This window comes from Virgibacillus byunsanensis (assembly GCF_042675965.1).
GTDB classification, from domain to species: Bacteria; Bacillota; Bacilli; order Bacillales; family Amphibacillaceae; genus Virgibacillus_R; species Virgibacillus_R byunsanensis.
This window is the reverse complement of record NZ_JBHTKJ010000026.1, coordinates 77,263-93,441: the sequence shown is the minus strand read 5'-3', so window position 1 is coordinate 93,441 and position 16,179 is coordinate 77,263. Positions and strand designations below refer to the sequence as shown.

The window sequence follows — 16,179 nt, the reverse complement described above, 5'->3', positions numbered from 1 at the left end:
CCTGTGGATAATTTATTAACTGCTTAAGCCACGTCCAGCTCCGATGTACAGGACGTACTAGTAGGCCTTCCTTTTCCTCCTTGATAAGTCAACATTGAATCGCTTAGCAAAGGAAGGCCGACTAAAACCGGGCTCCCGGCCCAACGTCGGCATACCCCTATGAAGGGGCATGTTTCCTTTTAGATGAACTTGACTTTTCGCCAATAATGGCGAAAGTCAGAGTGAATCTTATACTCTGGAGTGAATCTCATACGGATTTGGAAGATCGACTAACATCACCGCTTTGCGCGACAACGTCGACCCACCCGCGATGCGCGGGCGCAGCCCATACGTCGCTAAACGGGCTCTTACGCTTTTGCTTTTTGCATTCTAATTAATGATTTCGATAGGAGTAATCATTGGTTAAATTAAAATAATTCGAACATTATAGATCAGTTCGCTTCAAGGAAGCTAGCGTGATCTTTTTTTATGGTTTTCATCAAAAAAAACCAAAATATTACAAAAAAACTAAAAATTTAATGGTTTGAAATATAAATGTAATATAATTTTGTCTAAAAAAGTTGGCGAAAAATGTTATAATATAAATTATATATTGAGACTTAGCAACATGTGAACAATAACAAAAAGATAAAGGTGATTACATATATGATTTTAATGAAGGATGTATATAAAACATATCCCAACGGAGTAACAGCTCTAAATGGGATAAACATTGATATAAAACAGGGTGAATTTGTATATATTGTTGGACCTAGTGGAGCTGGGAAATCAACGTTTGTAAAATTGATGTATAGAGAGGTGGGTGCAACCTCTGGATCAATCATTATAAATGATATAGATATGAGTGAGCTCAAAGAACGAAAAGTACCTTTTCTCAGAAGAGATATCGGTGTTATTTTTCAGGACTTTAAACTATTACCAAAACTATCAGTCTATGAAAATATAGCTTATGCATTAGAAGTGATAGAAGAATCTCCACGTAATATACGTAAACGGGTAATGGATGTGCTTGATCTTGTTGGTTTAAAAAATAAGGCGCGTTTTATTCCAGACGAATTATCTGGGGGAGAGCAGCAGCGTGTTTCAATAGCACGTGCGATTGTAAACCATCCCAAAATGGTGATAGCAGACGAACCTACAGGAAATTTAGATCCGGACACATCATGGGGTATTATGCGTGTCTTTGAAGAAATTAATGCAAAAGGTACAACGATTATTATGGCTACACACAGTAAAGATATCGTTAACACGATTAAAAAACGTGTAATTGCTGTTGAAGACGGAATGATCGTGCGAGATGAGCACCGAGGAGAATACGGCTATGAAGTTTAGAACTATAACAAGACATTTTCGAGAAGGGCTTAAAAATATATTTCGTAACGGTTGGATGACTGTTGCATCTATTGGTGCAGTAACCACAACATTAATCCTTGTAGGTGCTTTTCTTGCATTAATGCTGAACCTTAATGAAATGGCAAATAAAATCGAGGAAGACGTTGAAATTAAAGCAATAATTGATGTTACTGCAGATGAAGATCAAATAACTGCCCTTGGTGAACAAATTGAAAATATTAATGAAGTGGATACCGTGGTTTTTTCCTCAAAGGACGACGAATTACAGAATCTTATTGAAAGCATGGGTGAAGAAGGACGAACATGGGAAATGTTCGAGCAGGATAATCCATTAAACCATGCTTATATTGTAAGAACAACAGATCCTTTAGATACAATGGCCATTGCTGCAGAGATTGAATCATATGAAAGTGTAGACGAGGTAAATTATGGCAAAGATGTCGTTCAGAATCTGTTTAAATTTAACGAGTACGCTCGTAATATTGGACTAGCAATAATTGTTGGACTAGTTTTTACGGCAATATTCCTCATTTCAAACACTATTAAACTTACTATTATGGCTAGAAGTAAAGAGATTGGAATTATGAAACTGGTGGGCGCTACAAACGGATTTATCAGATGGCCATTTTTTATTGAAGGAATGCTTTTAGGAGTTCTTGGATCAATCATTCCAATTGCAGTTATATTAACGGGATATTATTACCTAGTGAATAATATTGGCGATAGAATCAACTTTACATTTGTTGAACTATTACCGTTTAATCCATTTGCATGGCAACTTTCATTATTAATTCTAGGGATCGGTACATTCATCGGTGTCTGGGGAAGTGTCATGAGTGTAAGGAAGTTTTTAAAAGTTTAAATATAAAATTTTGTTAGAGATAAAATGCTAACGGTTATACAGAGGGAAGGGGAAAACGAGATGAAAAGAACCGTACTTTACATACTTGTGATTACGTTGATCATGGGTACTAGTCTAGTAGATTGGAAGCAGGTATCAGCACAGTCAAGGGACAGTATACAAAAAGAAATTAAAGAATTTGAAAATAAACAGGATGAATTAAAAGAAAAACAAGGAAATGTAAATAGCAAAAAGAAAAATACAGAAAATAAGATTGATGAAAATTTAAATAAACAAGATACTGTAAAAAATGAAATTGCATCAATCGATCAGAAGCTATCTAAAACACAATCAGCTATCACCACAAAAGAAAACGAGATAACGCAAACGAATAACGAGATTGAAGAATTAAAAAGTCAAATAGATGAATTGAAAAATCAACTTGAGGAATTAAAGGCAGAGATTGAAGCATTAATTGAACGCATAGAAAGACGAGAAGCACTATTAAAGGATCGTCTACGTGCTATACAGAAAAATGGCGGAGACATGAAGTATATGGAAGTGATCTTAGGATCACAAAGCTTTGGCGATTTCATAAGCAGATCCTCAGCAGTTAATACAATCATGGATCAAGATAAAAACATTATGGAAACGCATTTAGCTGAAAAAAAGCAAGTTGAAACTAAAAAAGCTGAATTAGAAAAAAAGAAAACAGATATGGAAGCAAAGAAAGTAGAAGTAGAAGATAAAAAGACTGCACTTGAGGGACAAAAGAATGAGCTTGTTTCATTAAAAGGCCAGTTGGATAGCCAAATGGCAGAAAAAGAAAAGTTACAAGCAAAGCTTGAAGAAGAACATCAGCATTTAGAAGAGCTAAACATGAGTTTGGAAGAACAACAGAGAGTTTTAAAGAATCAGGAAGCTGCTGTTAGGGAAGCTAAAAAATCTGCCAAAGGTAAACTACAGCAATTTGCTGCTAAAGACAAAAGCTCAGGACTTAGTGCGGGTGGAAACGGTATTTTTAAATGGCCAGCTCAAGGGAGATTTTCTTCCGGATATGGACCAAGAAGGCAACCATATGGCGATCATTATGGAATAGATATTGCTGCAAGCAAAGGGACAACAATAAGTGCTGCTGCATCGGGTATTGTAACAAGGTCAGAATATTCAGGTAGTTATGGACATGTAGTATATATATATCATCCACAACATGATATGACAACAGTATACGCTCACTTGTCAACTAGATCAGTAAGTAATAGACAGGAAGTGAATGTAGGACAAAAGCTTGGAGGAATGGGTAATACTGGTCAATCATTCGGTGACCATCTACATTTTGAAGTTCACCATGGTATATGGAGCTATCGTGGTGGAGTAAACCCAATGCAATACCTCAATTAATTTATTTGCATAAGTTTAGTATATTATATAGATAAAAGGCATCGCACATTTCGGTGTGATGCCTTTTTAGTATTTTAAAAACGTATATTAACTTCGATATAAAAATATGGAACGAGTTTGAATACTATATAAAATCCATGAATTAAAGTATACTATTATCAAAAGTCTTATCATAAATTAGGTAGTCTAATACTACATAATTATTAGAAAACTTGGCTTATCATTAAAGGGAATCTTAGTAAGCGTACTTTGCTTTCTTAGAATCCCTTATCTACATAAGTGCAAGCCTTAGTTGCACTTATGTAGATAAGAAAGAATAGTGTATTCATATAAGGTGTGTTTGTTATTAAAGCGTAATTGAAAAAGGGGTGAGGACATGAATTTGAGAAAGACACATATAGTACTTATTCTTCTTGCTGCGGTAGTTTTAGGTTTTATCGGAGCATACGCAGGTGTTAAGATAGCCCAGCCGGAACAAGTAAATCAGGAACCTATATCATTAAGTGAAGAAGATAAAGGTTTAGATGATGAAGAAATACAAGAAGCCAATGTTCCAGAAAACATGGACAAAGTTGTTCAGGCATACAATGTTATTAAAGATAATTATTTAGAGGATGTAGAAAATAAGCAATTAATTGAAGGTGCCATAGAAGGAATGCTTAACACATTGGAAGATCCGTATAGTGCATATATGGATGTTGAGACAATGGAGCAATTCAATGAAACAATCGAATCGTCCTTTGAGGGGATTGGTGCTGAAGTAAGTATGGTGAATGGTAAAGTAACGATCATTGCTCCTATTAAGGACTCACCAGCAGAAGAAGCAGGTTTAAGACCAAATGATCAAATCATAAGTGTGGACAATGAAAGTGTTGAAGGTTTGGATCTATATGAAGCTGTAGACAAAATTCGTGGTGAGCAAGGTTCAGAAGTTATAATTGAGATTCAACGATCTGGAGTATCGGATACATTTGATGTCACAATTGTTCGTGATAATATTCCTCTTGAAACGGTTTATAATGATGTACAATCTATTGATGGTAAAAAGACAGGAATTCTTGAGATTACTTCTTTTTCTGAAAGGACCGCTGATGAATTTGAAGAACAGTTAACTGCTTTGGAAGAAGATGGAATCGAAGGGCTTGTGATTGATGTTAGAGGCAATCCTGGTGGTTTACTTAATTCAGTTCAAGACATTCTAGAAAGTTTTATTCCAAGTGACACCCCCATTGTTCAAATTGAAGATCAGGAAGGAGAAAAGTCACCATATTATTCTGATTTGGAATCTAAAAAAGATTATCCAATCAGTGTTGTAATTGATGAAGGAAGTGCTTCTGCTTCAGAGATTCTAGCAGTTGCCATGAAAGAAGTAGGGTATAATGTTGTGGGAACAAACAGTTATGGAAAAGGAACTGTTCAACAAGCACTCCCACTAGGTGATGGTAGTAATATTAAACTTACATTTTATAAATGGCTTTCACCTAATGGTAATTGGATTCATGAAGAAGGAGTTAAGCCAACAATAGAAATGGAACAACCAGCCTACTTCTATGCTAATCCTGTTCAAGTTGATGATGAATTTTCCTACGATCAATCAGATGAAAAAATAGAAAACATCCAAATTATGTTAGACGGATTAGGGTATGACCCAGGACGCTTAGATGGATATTTCAGTAGAGAAACAGAAGAAGCCGTAAAAGCTTTCCAAAACGATAACAATGTGAATGCAACTGGTGATGTTGATCAAGATACGGCGGGTATGATTGAAACCAAGATGGTGGAGAAAATTCGTAGTGGTGAAGATGATAAACAGTTAGAAGAAGCATTGGACACATTATATAAATAAAATGATCCGCGAGTAGAACTCGCGGATTTTTCAAAAGTAAGGAAAACATATAACTTGAAATTTACGTATATTTTCTACAAAATCAGTCACGTCCAAATCTAGTGTCTAAATACTCGAGTCATAAGTTCTACTCCGTGTGGTAAAGGCATTTACACTACGCGAACTGCTTATGCTTGTCGTGTCTTTCAAGGCGCTAGCGTTTTTGTTCGCAGATAAGCAAGTATAAAACCTTCTTATCTGCATAAGTGTAACTAAGGCTTGCACTCCAGAGCATAAGGGATTCTAAGAAAGCAAAGTACGCTTACTAAGAATCCCTTTAACGATCAGCCAAGTTTTCTAAAGTAACTAAAATTTATAAGGTATTTTGCAGGAATTAATTCGATAACTATCGAATATATGATAAAAGGAATCAGCTACGCTGGAAGGTGATCAAAGTGGTAGAAGCATGGGCTATTGAAACAGCTAAAGGGATAGGAAAGGTATTTTTAAATCCTTTATTATATTGGATAATCCTGCTAGTAGTAATATCAGGATATCAGCGGGTTAAACAAGAAAGAATAAATTTTGGAACCAAAGTGTTTGATATATTTACAGAATGGAAAAATACGTTGGCTGTATCAATAATTGCAGGAATCATTATTTCTCTTGCCGTAGTCGGAACTGGAATTATATTTTCCTATGAAACTATTTTATTGCTGAGTGTTGTGATGATTGTACTAAGTTTGACATTTAGATTCACGATGCTTTCTTCGAGTCATACGATAGGTATTACATATATCTTACTTATTTTTATGCCTTTTTTGTTAAGCCAGCAATCGTTTATGGAATCAGACATGTTTTCTCATACTAATTTTGTTGGATTATCAATATTAATAGGACTATTTTTAATGGTAGAAGCTATTTTAATTAAGACGGTTAAGCGAAATGACTTTTTGCCCAGTTTGGAAGTAGGTAGTCGTGGAGATTGGATTGGAAGACAACAGTTAAAAAAATTAAGTATTATACCTTTTTTTACTTTAGTACCTAGTGGTATGATTACGTCTTTTGCTCCTTTTTGGCCTTATTTTTCGTTGGGAAGTGAGACATATAGCTTGTTAGTAGTACCATTTATAGTTGGTTTTAACCATATAATTAAAGGTGAATTGCCTAGTCTCTCTAGTTCAAAGTTAGCAAGAGCGATTTTCCTGCTTGGGGTAATTATAGTTATGATTGCAGTTGGAAGTGTGTTCTTACCCTGGTTATCGCTTGTTGCTGTTCTTGTTGCAATAGTAGGAAGAGAATATATCAACTTTAGACATCGTATTACGGATAAAGAAAAGACTTTTTATTTTAATAGAAAAGACAATGGTTTAAAGGTGCTTGCAGTTATACCTGGAACTCCAGCTGATCGACTCGGTATATTAGTTGGGGAAACAATTAAGAAGGTAAATGGAATAAGAACAAATGATGTAAATACATTTTATCAGGCACTGCAGGATAGCAGTGCAGTTTTCAAACTGGAACTATTAAGTGATACCGATGAAGTAAGATTTGTGCAAAGTGCTTTTTATCAGGGGGATCACCATGAATTAGGACTTATATTTGTGAAAGAACCACACAAAAATAAAGTGAAGCAGAAAGCAATATAGAATTGGGATAAAGAATCTATACGATAAGCGTTACAGGTGAGAAGGAGAAATCCTTTTCACCTGTTTTTTTGGCAAATAAGAAAGAATAAAACCTTCTTATTTGCATAAGTGTAACTAGGTCATTCGCCATAAAGGCTTGCACTCCAAATAAGGGCTTCTAAGAAAGCAAAGTACGCTTACCAAGAATCCCTTTAACGAATGCCAAGTTTTCTAATGTTTAGCAGTAATGTCAAGTTAACCCTATTATCATGGTAAAAACCATGTAAATTAAAATAAAAAATTGTGAACAGAAATAGTCGCAAATAGTGAGCTGAGTCACTATTATTACATGATTAATTACGTATGATAAATTTGTTAACGCATAAGAGTTATTTTTAGTAGATAAGAAAGTATAAAACTTTCTTATCTACGTAAGTACAACTAAGGCTTGGCGATAAGCCAAGTTTTCTAAGAAATTATTGAAGAAATAATATGTTGGTCAAGAACGAAGAGGGGGGATTTGAAATGGTACAAACAGCAGCATGGATTGTAAGTTTGTTTTTTATGCTTATCGTAGTAGCGGTATTTGGTTTTGTTGCCTGGAAGTCAACAGAGAGACGTGAATATGCACCAATCAAAAAGAAGTGGTATAAGGCCCGCACCTTTTATGGTGTAACATTAGTTGTCTTCTTTTTAATTATTACGATTTATACGTTACGGGAATTACCTTATGATCAACCAATTTACGGGGAAAGTAATGACCCAACCATTGTCGATGTAGAAGCACTTCAATTTGGTTGGAACATTAGTAAAACAGAATTTAAGGTTGGAGAGCCAATCGAGTTTCATGTAACTAGTGCAGATGTTAATCATGGGTTTGGTCTTTATGACGAAGATATGAACATGGTAGCACAAACACAGGCTATGCCTGAGTACACAAATAAGGTGTACATAACTTTTGATGAGCCTGGTACTTATGAGATTCTTTGTTTGGAGTATTGTGGATTAGCGCATCATGTGATGATATCAAAAATAGAGGTCATTGAATAATAAATTGGGGGTGTCTAAAGATGGATATAACGTTAAGCAATAAAGAAGAACGCTCACGTAATAAGCATGTAATCACATATCTAACAATTAGCGGGATTATTATTGCAATTATGATGATCTTTGGGATTTTAATGTTGTTTACCCAAGGTGGGGTATTAAATGTGCCACCTGCAGCTTTTTATCAGTTTCTAACCATTCACGGGACAGGAATGATAGGTGGAGCGGCGTTAGCTGGAGCAGCAGTAATGTGGTATTTCTTAAGTAAATATGTGGAATTATCCAAAAAGATACTCGTTTTAAATCTGGTTCTATTTTTAATCGGAGTAGGAATGGTTATAATCGGGGTATTTTCCTTTGAATATGCTAGCTCATGGACTTTTCTATATCCGCTACCAGCATTATCAGCAAATGCATGGGGAACAATTGGTGCATTATTATACTTGTTCGGTATGTTGATATTAGGAACTGGGTTTCTCCTATTCTTTATTGACTCAGGTCGCGCTATTATAAAAAAATATGGTAGTTTAGCTAAAGGTTTAGGATGGGATGTCATTTCAGGTAAAAAGCCTGAAGAGGATGCTCCTTCATCGACAGTTGTTGCTAGTACAATGGTTACGATTGTTAATGTGACAGCTATTACTGCAGGTGCAATAGTTTTAATCATGAACATTATAAACGTCATTAATCCTGCGTTTACGTTTGATCCTTTACTAGCTAAAAACTTAACATATGCATTTGGACATATTTTTGCTAACTCAATTATTTATATGGCAGTTATTGCGGTGTATGAAATTTTGTCACGCTATACAAAACGTCCATGGAAAGCAAACAAGCCATTTTTGATTGCTTGGACAATGTCAACCGGATTTACATTACTTATTTATACACACCATTTGTTGATGGATTCTGTCATGCCAAAATGGATGTTAATTATGGGGCAAGTACTATCTTACGCTAATGGATTACCTGTTTTAGTTATTACAGCATACGGAGCCTTAATGATTGTATATAAATCTGGCATTAAGTGGGATATGGCTTCAGGGCTCATTTTTCTTTCCATGTTTGGATGGGTAGTAGGTGTAGTGCCTGCAATAGTTGACGCTACGATCGTTGTAAACCATGTTATGCATAATACTAAATGGGTGCCTGGACATTTCCATATGTATATGGCTCTTGGAGCTTGTGCAATGATTTTCGGATTTATGTATTTCCTTGCAAAAGAGGATAGCAATATTAAAACAAATGCGCTGGATAAGATAGCATTTGTTGGTTTCACTGTGTCTATTGTTGCACTCAGTGGCTCCTTTTTAGTATCTGGTGCATTAAGTACACCAAGAAGATGGGCAACACACATACCAGAATGGATGGCACCTGCCAATTTTGGTGCAGTAGCTGGAATAGTTTCTGTATTAGCCGCAACCATATTTATAATTCACTTTATACGCTATATAGGACTTAGAAATAAAATGGACACGGAACAAGTTGATAGAAAAACAGCTTAGCTGCTAAGTCAATTTATTACTTTTAAACTAACTAACAACTTGGGGGGATAATAATGAAGCAGGCAATTAGCGGAACAGTCTTGTATTTGATCTTAATTATCCCTCCAGTAGTTTCTTTTTTAGAATCGATGATGATCTTACACATGCTAGTACAACTCCCTCTTCTGATACTATCAGGGTGGTTGATAGGGAAGGTAATGATCACCAAATATAAAAGTTTATTTAATAAGTGGAATAAAGACGGCGTACCTGGAATAATGCTAGTGGTATTTATAACAATATATTGGATGCTTCCGCGGTCTTTAGATGAAGCTTTGACAATAACGGTTGTTGAGTTGTTTAAGTTTGTTAGCCTTCCTTTATTAGTAGGAATATCATTACGTGATAGCTGGGGAAAACTACAATCATTAGGAAAGAGTTTTATTTATTTAAATTACTTATCGATGTTTGGATTCATGGCGTGGTTATATATAGATACTCCTATTCAAATTTGTAATAATTATTTGGAGATTCAACAGAGAGTTTTAGGATGGGGATTTTTAGTTTTAACTGCAGCAATGGCCCTTTATATAATTCAAATGGTTTTTACAGACCATTCAGAGTCAACTTAAATTGGATAAGGTAATATTTCATAAAACAGTATCTATTAAATAGTAACGGGTCCACTTGTGAGGTGCAAAACAGTGAATCAAAGTTAAATCTCACGTATAATCACATAACTTTCACTATTAAATTCACAGTAAAATCCACAGTAAAAAATGGCTTGGAAAAATATCCAAGCCATTTTTATTTCTAAATATCTGTTGTTAAACTAAAGCACCCTTTACTTAAATAGAAATTATACTGCTTGAACATAAGACAGCCTATCTTTTTTGCGGACTTATTGAACCTTATTTCCTTTCATTATGCATAATTATCGCTGTTGTCGGACTGAGTGGACCTTATTTGTAACAGTTCCAGGAGTTATAGACTATTTTTCATGTAATAAGATCCCCTGAGTCCGCTTAACCTTAAAAATCATTGTTTTTGACACAAATAAGGGCACTGGGGTCCGCTTAAAGTTCGTTCGTCTATTATCTACCTTGTTTACACAAGAAGCGACTGCTCTTCTTGAGCAATCAAAGTTGGCAAGCGTAATATCATTCCTATAAAATTAGGGAATATCGTGGAGTATATAGCTAGTAGCTCTAGTGGGGCTTCATAGATTAAATCTCTTAATTTCTAAAAGGAGTTTTATATCCCCAGAAAATTAAAGTTAGTACCCATCTTGCGAATTAAGTTGTGAATCATTCTGTGAATAGACATTAAAAACTCTTTCAAACCTTGTTATAGCAATAAGAAAACACACGAGATTACCCTTGTGAAAATCCGTGTGTTTTATGATGTGTTTTTAATGTTTGCACCTCTGAAGTGAACCCGTTAATTAAATAGTAGAGCTGTTTTTTTGTATACCCCAAATGTAAATTAATGGTAAATAAAGATGTTTATTTTTGCACATAATGAAAAACATGTTTACCTCATAAGCATAGAGTTAATAAGGTTTTCACTATATTTACTATTGACATATATTGTTCACAAATGCACAAAGTTTGAGTGATGTAAATCACAGGTGTGAAGAGGTGAACAAACTATACTGTAACTAGATAAGATAATCCATTCAGTCAAGTGGAAAAACATAAATCAAAAGTAAGATAGTGATTGGGTGGTCAATGATAAATTGAACTTATCTAATACTAAAACTATGAGGTGAATAACATGTTAAAAAAATTAAGCTACAGTATTGTTGGTTTGAGTGCCGCGGTATTATTGTTATCTGCTTGTGCTGAAGAAACTAAGGAAGCTGAACATGAAGTGTCACCGGAAATAGAAAATGCAATTAAAAATGTAAATGCTGAAGAAAGAACGAATGAAGTATTTAAGCCTCATCAGGGAATCAATCAAGATCCAGTACCGTTAGAAATGGAGCGCGACGGAACCGATGTCTACGTCAAGATGACCGCACAGATTACTGACATCGAAATTGAAGAAGGTTACGACTATAAAGCTTGGACATTTAACGGAGAAGCACCTGGTCCTTTAGTTGTTGTAAACGAAGGAGACACCATTCACTTTACGTTAGATAATATAGACCCAGCGGTTCCACATAGCATGGACTTTCATGCAGTCCACACAGCTCCTAATAAAGGATTTGCGGATGTAGCACCAAATGAAGAAGGTACATTTTCTTACCAAGCAACTAAGCCAGGGGTATTCATGTACCATTGCGGAACTGATCCAGTGCTAGCTCACATTGCTAATGGAATGCACGGTGTCATTATCGTACAGCCTGATGAAGGTTATCCAACAGATGATGAAGTGGATAAAGAATATGTTGTGATTCAAAATGAATGGTATAAATATAACGACTTGGATGATATGACAAACAATGTACCATCTCAAGTAGTATTTTCTACAAAAGCATTACATGAGGATCAAGCTAATACAAACGGAACAGTAACAGCAGTAAAAAATGAACCGTTACTTGCAAAAGTCGGTGACAAAGTACGGATCTATGTGAACAATGTTGGACCAAATGAAGTAAGTAGCTTCCATGTTGTTGGAACTATCTTTGACGATGTATATATCGATGGTAACCCTGCAAACCATTTTGAGGGAATGCAAACGGTTATGTTACCAGCGAGTGGTGGAGCGGTTGTTGAATTCACAGTTAAAGAAGAAGGTGTCTATCCATTCGTAACACACCAATTCAACCACGCAACAAAAGGAGCAGTTGGATATGTTAAAGTAACAGCGGATGGTAAAGATGATGGTTCAGAAGTTAGCGGACATTAATTTAAAAGTAAATATTAAAATAAAAAAACAAGGCTTCTTCTGAATCTAAACAGGAGAAGCCTTTTTATCTTGTCTTATTTAGGCATTTGCGATTCTTAACAGAGGAAAATTTTCTAAAATATACCTTCTATAATTTGAGTCTCTTTTAACCAAACTAAAAAGGAAATAAAGTTAGAAAGAAAGGGATAGAATGAAAAGTTACTTGTTAGGTGTATGGAATGCTATTGACCCTGTATATTATAATCTTACTCGTTTACACTACGTACCAGATACAGAACAGCGCAATACGTTATTTCGCGTAAGACTTACGACATACAGAGGCGTATCAGTAGTACTAAGTGATGGTACATTAATAAAAAAAGGGGATTTATTAATAAAAATTCATTTGCATAATGTTCGAATGATTAATGAACTACAATCCACTACCAGTGAGGTCAAAAAGGCGGTATTCATTTACCATATGGTTAAACGTTCTTTGCCGCGGCTCGCTAATTATGTGGAAAGCAATTATGGAAATAAGAATATTAAAGGCATAATTGGTATTACTACTCTTTATAGAGGTGCTAGTCGACTGGGGTTTGAAGTGTTTCCTATTAAAAATAGGTATTATCGGTTTTTTAAAAAAAGTACCTTCATACCAATTAATCTTTTGGCAAATACAATAGATGATAGCACACCAGTGTATTTATTCATGTCCAAAAGTAATTTAGTAAAAAGGTACACGCTTTAATGTTTAACTAGCTTTTGTTTGGATAGAAAGGTCGTGAAAGGTAATTTCAGGTCTACTTCCTACACGGATATTTACGCCGGTTTGTCCTAGTCCTTCACTTATATAAAAAGGGGCGCTGTTATGCATATGCAAGCCTTTTATAATGTTTTTTTGTGCGAGCTTACCCATTTTTGCGAGATGATATGCTTTTGGATAACATATTTGACCTCCGTGAAAATGGCCTGCCATTAAATAATCAAATTTATATTCTGCCATATCAAGTACAACAGTTGGGTCATGGGTTAAGATAATATTCGTTCCCTGTTTTACTTGCTGGAATGACATGGAAACATCACTTCGGTTTGTACTGTAATCATCTATACCAATAATGTTTATGGTTTGTCCGTTTGCTGTTATTGTTTCACTCGAGTTTTGTAATACGGTGCAATTGTATTGTGTCAAAACATTTTTTAAGGTGTTTAAATCATTTTCCTTTAACACATAATCATGATTCCCTAAAACTGCATATATTCCATACTTTGGCTGAATGTCGTTTAATACTTTCAAATATGGAATCAATTTGGGGATACTACGTTTGCGATCCAGAAAATCTCCGGTTAGGGCGATTAAATCCACAGATTTGTTTTCTAGTTTTTTAGCCAATTGTTCGGGCTTTAGTGAAATATTTTCTAAATGCAAGTCTGAAAGATGCAGAATGGATAATGATTCTGTTGAACTAGTTACTGATTTTGACGCTATCTTTATATTATTTATCTTTATATCTTGTGTGTTTTTATAAGCTTTATAGATAAGAAAACCAATTATAACAATAGATAAAATTGTATAAATCATGTTAGTCTCTCCTCTCCGAATAGAGAGTATAACATGTATTTGTTGTCATTTCATTGGTAATTGAAGGATAAATCCAAAAGGAAACAGATGGAGATGGACGTATGAAAGAGATTCAAGTTAAGGAAGAGGCCTTGTTTTTACCATTTATGCAGATTCCATCAGGACATCATCATGTCGCAGATGCATTAATGTATGAGTTGCAAAACTGTAAAGATGAACTGTACTGTGACAAAGTTGATATATTATCATATAGCTATGGAAGAATCGAAAAGCTTGTATCGTCCACATATCTAACATGGATCAAACTTTTACCAGACGTTTATAATTGGCTTTATTATCAGTCAGCATATAAAAAGGTTTCTCGGCGGAATCGCAATCACCTCTATGAAACATTATTTATGTATTTCTTCAAACGACTGATGAATGAGAAGAACCCAACCATTCTATTTTGTACACATTGTCTGCCCTCAAATATCGCTGGTGTTTTGAAACAACAAGGAAAATTAAATAATATTGTTGTGAATGTTTATACTGATTTTTTTGTAAATCGTGTGTGGGGACTAGAAGGAATTGATTATCATTTTGCACCATCCTTACATGTGAAAGATCATTTGCTGGAACAAGGAGTACTTGAAAATCGTATTTATGTTACAGGAATCCCTGTTCATCCTGCCTTTAATGGAAACGAGATTAGTAACAAGAGCTATAGTACTAAGGAACAGCCAATTTCCGTTTTAGTTACAGGAGGGAATTTAGGGGTTGGAACTTTAGAGAAGTTAGTAACAAATACAGACGGTCAGGTTCACTATTATGTACTTTGTGGTACAAATGAGGCATTGTATCACCGGTTGTGTAATGAGGAGAATTCACTTGTCACACCACTGCCATATATCACTTCACGTATGAAAATGAATAGATTGTACGATAAGGTAGATGCAGTTATAACAAAGCCAGGAGGGGTCACCATAAGTGAATGTTTAAAGAAAGGTAAGCCCACTTTTGTTTATAATCCTCTTCCTGGACAAGAAAGAATAAATGTGGAGCAATTGGAACAATTAGGCGTCATCATGCCATTAGACAAAGATAGCGATGTAGAACAGCAAGTGTTACGTTATTTTCAGGATAGCGCAAAGCAAAATTATTTGAATCAAAAAATACAAGTCTATAATCAAAGCCTAGAAAGTAAATCAATAACGACCATACTAGAAGAAATCATAAATAAAAAAATAAAACATTAGCAATTATTCTGCTAATGTTTTATTGATTTTCGCTTAGTTCACATGAAAAGTAAATTCTTTATGGTCATGAATATCTTCTTTTTTTACATGTACATTAACAACATAATCAACGCGCTCATCAAAGGTAACCTCAGCTACGTATTGGCCGGGGGAGTTTTCGTTTGCTTCTATCCAATTATGTTCTTCTGCTCCTTCATGCCAAATTTCTAGTGAAATAGTTGCAGACTCAAGGGCCTGGTCTTCATGTTGTAACTCTACGGTTAAATCATAGGAATCACCAACAGTTATATTTTCTGGTTGATGAAGCTGGATCGATACATGGGAATCGCTGTGATCACTATCGTCATCGTGTTCGGATTCTGCTTCTGCAGATGGCTCCACATCACCTACTCGTACTTCCTTTTGTGGCATGGCGTGCATTCCCCGTGCAGTAACATGGGATTGAACCATGTATATACCTTCTTTAGAAAATGCCTTTTCAATTGCATAGACACCATTTCCTTCATGTTTTGCTTCGATCATTTCGCTTTCATCTTTTTCAGTGTCTTTCCATATTTCAAAATCAACTTCATCAGCATCTTCAACAGGGTTATCAGCTTGAGTAACGGTTGCCGAGAAAACGGTCAATTCGTCGGCATTTACTTGTTCAGGAGCTTCTAATTGAACATCAATTGCTTGAACAGCATCCTCATTGTTACCACTACTGGAGTCTTCTTCTTGACCACAAGCTGATAAAACAACGATAATAATGAATAAAAATAGGTATGATATATTTTTCATAGATATGTTCCTTTCAAATAATAGTAAGAGCTAACTTGATTATAGGATAGAGAGCAAACGGAAACAATGTTAATCCTGTGAAACCTTTGTGAATGATTTTTCATATAAATAAACGGGTAGTAGTAAATAAATTCTAATCAAAACAATCGAATATTTGTTCGTATCTAT

The 16,179-nt window shown here is 35.1% G+C and carries 13 protein-coding genes; 11 read left to right on the top strand and 2 right to left on the bottom strand.

The window, feature by feature from the left end:
* Window positions 1-645 precede the first annotated feature (645 nt).
* The 10 genes from ftsE to ACFQ3N_RS10740 all read left to right on the top strand — a co-directional run bounded on the left by ftsE (window position 646) and on the right by ACFQ3N_RS10740 (window position 13,162).
* On the top strand, window positions 646-1,332 hold the full coding sequence (gene ftsE / locus ACFQ3N_RS10785) for a cell division ATP-binding protein FtsE (RefSeq protein WP_390362249.1): 687 nt from the start codon (window positions 646-648) through the stop codon (window positions 1,330-1,332).
* Window positions 1,322-2,215 (top strand): permease-like cell division protein FtsX, encoded by an 894-nt coding sequence (ftsX, locus tag ACFQ3N_RS10780; RefSeq protein ID WP_390362247.1) that lies wholly within the window; start codon window positions 1,322-1,324, stop codon window positions 2,213-2,215. The genes ftsE and ftsX overlap by 11 nt, the downstream gene beginning before the upstream one ends.
* Window positions 2,216-2,275: 60 nt before the next feature.
* Entirely contained in the window at window positions 2,276-3,595 is a 1,320-nt protein-coding gene (locus ACFQ3N_RS10775; protein WP_390362245.1) for a murein hydrolase activator EnvC family protein, read from the top strand.
* Between the two features lie 376 nt (window positions 3,596-3,971).
* Complete coding sequence (locus tag ACFQ3N_RS10770) at window positions 3,972-5,441, top strand: S41 family peptidase (protein WP_390362243.1); 1,470 nt, start codon at window positions 3,972-3,974, stop codon at window positions 5,439-5,441.
* A 434-nt stretch (window positions 5,442-5,875) separates the two neighbouring features.
* Entirely contained in the window at window positions 5,876-7,069 is a 1,194-nt protein-coding gene (locus ACFQ3N_RS10765; RefSeq protein WP_390362241.1) for a PDZ domain-containing protein, read from the top strand.
* A gap of 504 nt (window positions 7,070-7,573) precedes the next feature.
* A complete protein-coding gene (locus ACFQ3N_RS10760; protein ID WP_390362240.1) occupies window positions 7,574-8,098 on the top strand; it encodes a cytochrome C oxidase subunit II in 525 nt (174 codons plus the stop codon).
* Window positions 8,099-8,118: 20 nt separating this feature from the next.
* Window positions 8,119-9,600, top strand: a complete 1,482-nt coding sequence (locus ACFQ3N_RS10755; RefSeq protein WP_390362238.1) for a cbb3-type cytochrome c oxidase subunit I — start codon at window positions 8,119-8,121, stop codon at window positions 9,598-9,600.
* Between the two features lie 53 nt (window positions 9,601-9,653).
* On the top strand, window positions 9,654-10,211 hold the full coding sequence (locus ACFQ3N_RS10750) for a hypothetical protein (protein WP_390362236.1): 558 nt from the start codon (window positions 9,654-9,656) through the stop codon (window positions 10,209-10,211).
* A gap of 1,144 nt (window positions 10,212-11,355) precedes the next feature.
* Entirely contained in the window at window positions 11,356-12,432 is a 1,077-nt protein-coding gene (locus tag ACFQ3N_RS10745) for a multicopper oxidase domain-containing protein (RefSeq protein WP_390362235.1), read from the top strand.
* 190 nt (window positions 12,433-12,622) lie between these two features.
* Window positions 12,623-13,162, top strand: coding sequence for a YkoP family protein (locus tag ACFQ3N_RS10740; protein ID WP_390362233.1), 540 nt, complete (start codon window positions 12,623-12,625; stop codon window positions 13,160-13,162).
* Window positions 13,163-13,165: 3 nt separating this feature from the next.
* Here the strand turns inward: ACFQ3N_RS10740 and ACFQ3N_RS10735 are convergent, their stop codons facing one another.
* A complete protein-coding gene (locus tag ACFQ3N_RS10735) occupies window positions 13,166-13,993 on the bottom strand; it encodes a metallophosphoesterase (RefSeq protein WP_390362231.1) in 828 nt (275 codons plus the stop codon).
* A gap of 101 nt (window positions 13,994-14,094) precedes the next feature.
* Between ACFQ3N_RS10735 and ACFQ3N_RS10730 the strand changes: the two genes are divergently transcribed.
* On the top strand, window positions 14,095-15,231 hold the full coding sequence (locus ACFQ3N_RS10730) for an MGDG synthase family glycosyltransferase (protein WP_390362228.1): 1,137 nt from the start codon (window positions 14,095-14,097) through the stop codon (window positions 15,229-15,231).
* Between the two features lie 33 nt (window positions 15,232-15,264).
* Here the strand turns inward: ACFQ3N_RS10730 and ACFQ3N_RS10725 are convergent, their stop codons facing one another.
* Entirely contained in the window at window positions 15,265-16,011 is a 747-nt protein-coding gene (locus tag ACFQ3N_RS10725) for a FixH family protein (RefSeq protein ID WP_390362226.1), read from the bottom strand.
* Window positions 16,012-16,179: the final 168 nt, after the last annotated feature.

What these genes read in the sequence shown, in the direction of transcription:
- ftsE (WP_390362249.1), top strand. Translation starts at nt 646, where the DNA reads ATGATTTTAATGAAGGATGTATATAAAACATATCCCAACGGAGTAACA.
- ftsX (WP_390362247.1), top strand. Translation starts at nt 1,322, where the DNA reads ATGAAGTTTAGAACTATAACAAGACATTTTCGAGAAGGGCTTAAAAAT.
- ACFQ3N_RS10775 (WP_390362245.1), top strand. Translation starts at nt 2,276, where the DNA reads ATGAAAAGAACCGTACTTTACATACTTGTGATTACGTTGATCATGGGT.
- ACFQ3N_RS10770 (WP_390362243.1), top strand. Translation starts at nt 3,972, where the DNA reads ATGAATTTGAGAAAGACACATATAGTACTTATTCTTCTTGCTGCGGTA.
- ACFQ3N_RS10760 (WP_390362240.1), top strand. Translation starts at nt 7,574, where the DNA reads ATGGTACAAACAGCAGCATGGATTGTAAGTTTGTTTTTTATGCTTATC.
- ACFQ3N_RS10755 (WP_390362238.1), top strand. Translation starts at nt 8,119, where the DNA reads ATGGATATAACGTTAAGCAATAAAGAAGAACGCTCACGTAATAAGCAT.
- ACFQ3N_RS10750 (WP_390362236.1), top strand. Translation starts at nt 9,654, where the DNA reads ATGAAGCAGGCAATTAGCGGAACAGTCTTGTATTTGATCTTAATTATC.
- ACFQ3N_RS10745 (WP_390362235.1), top strand. Translation starts at nt 11,356, where the DNA reads ATGTTAAAAAAATTAAGCTACAGTATTGTTGGTTTGAGTGCCGCGGTA.
- ACFQ3N_RS10740 (WP_390362233.1), top strand. Translation starts at nt 12,623, where the DNA reads ATGAAAAGTTACTTGTTAGGTGTATGGAATGCTATTGACCCTGTATAT.
- ACFQ3N_RS10735 (WP_390362231.1), bottom strand. Translation starts at nt 13,993, where the DNA reads ATGATTTATACAATTTTATCTATTGTTATAATTGGTTTTCTTATCTAT.
- ACFQ3N_RS10730 (WP_390362228.1), top strand. Translation starts at nt 14,095, where the DNA reads ATGAAAGAGATTCAAGTTAAGGAAGAGGCCTTGTTTTTACCATTTATG.
- ACFQ3N_RS10725 (WP_390362226.1), bottom strand. Translation starts at nt 16,011, where the DNA reads ATGAAAAATATATCATACCTATTTTTATTCATTATTATCGTTGTTTTA.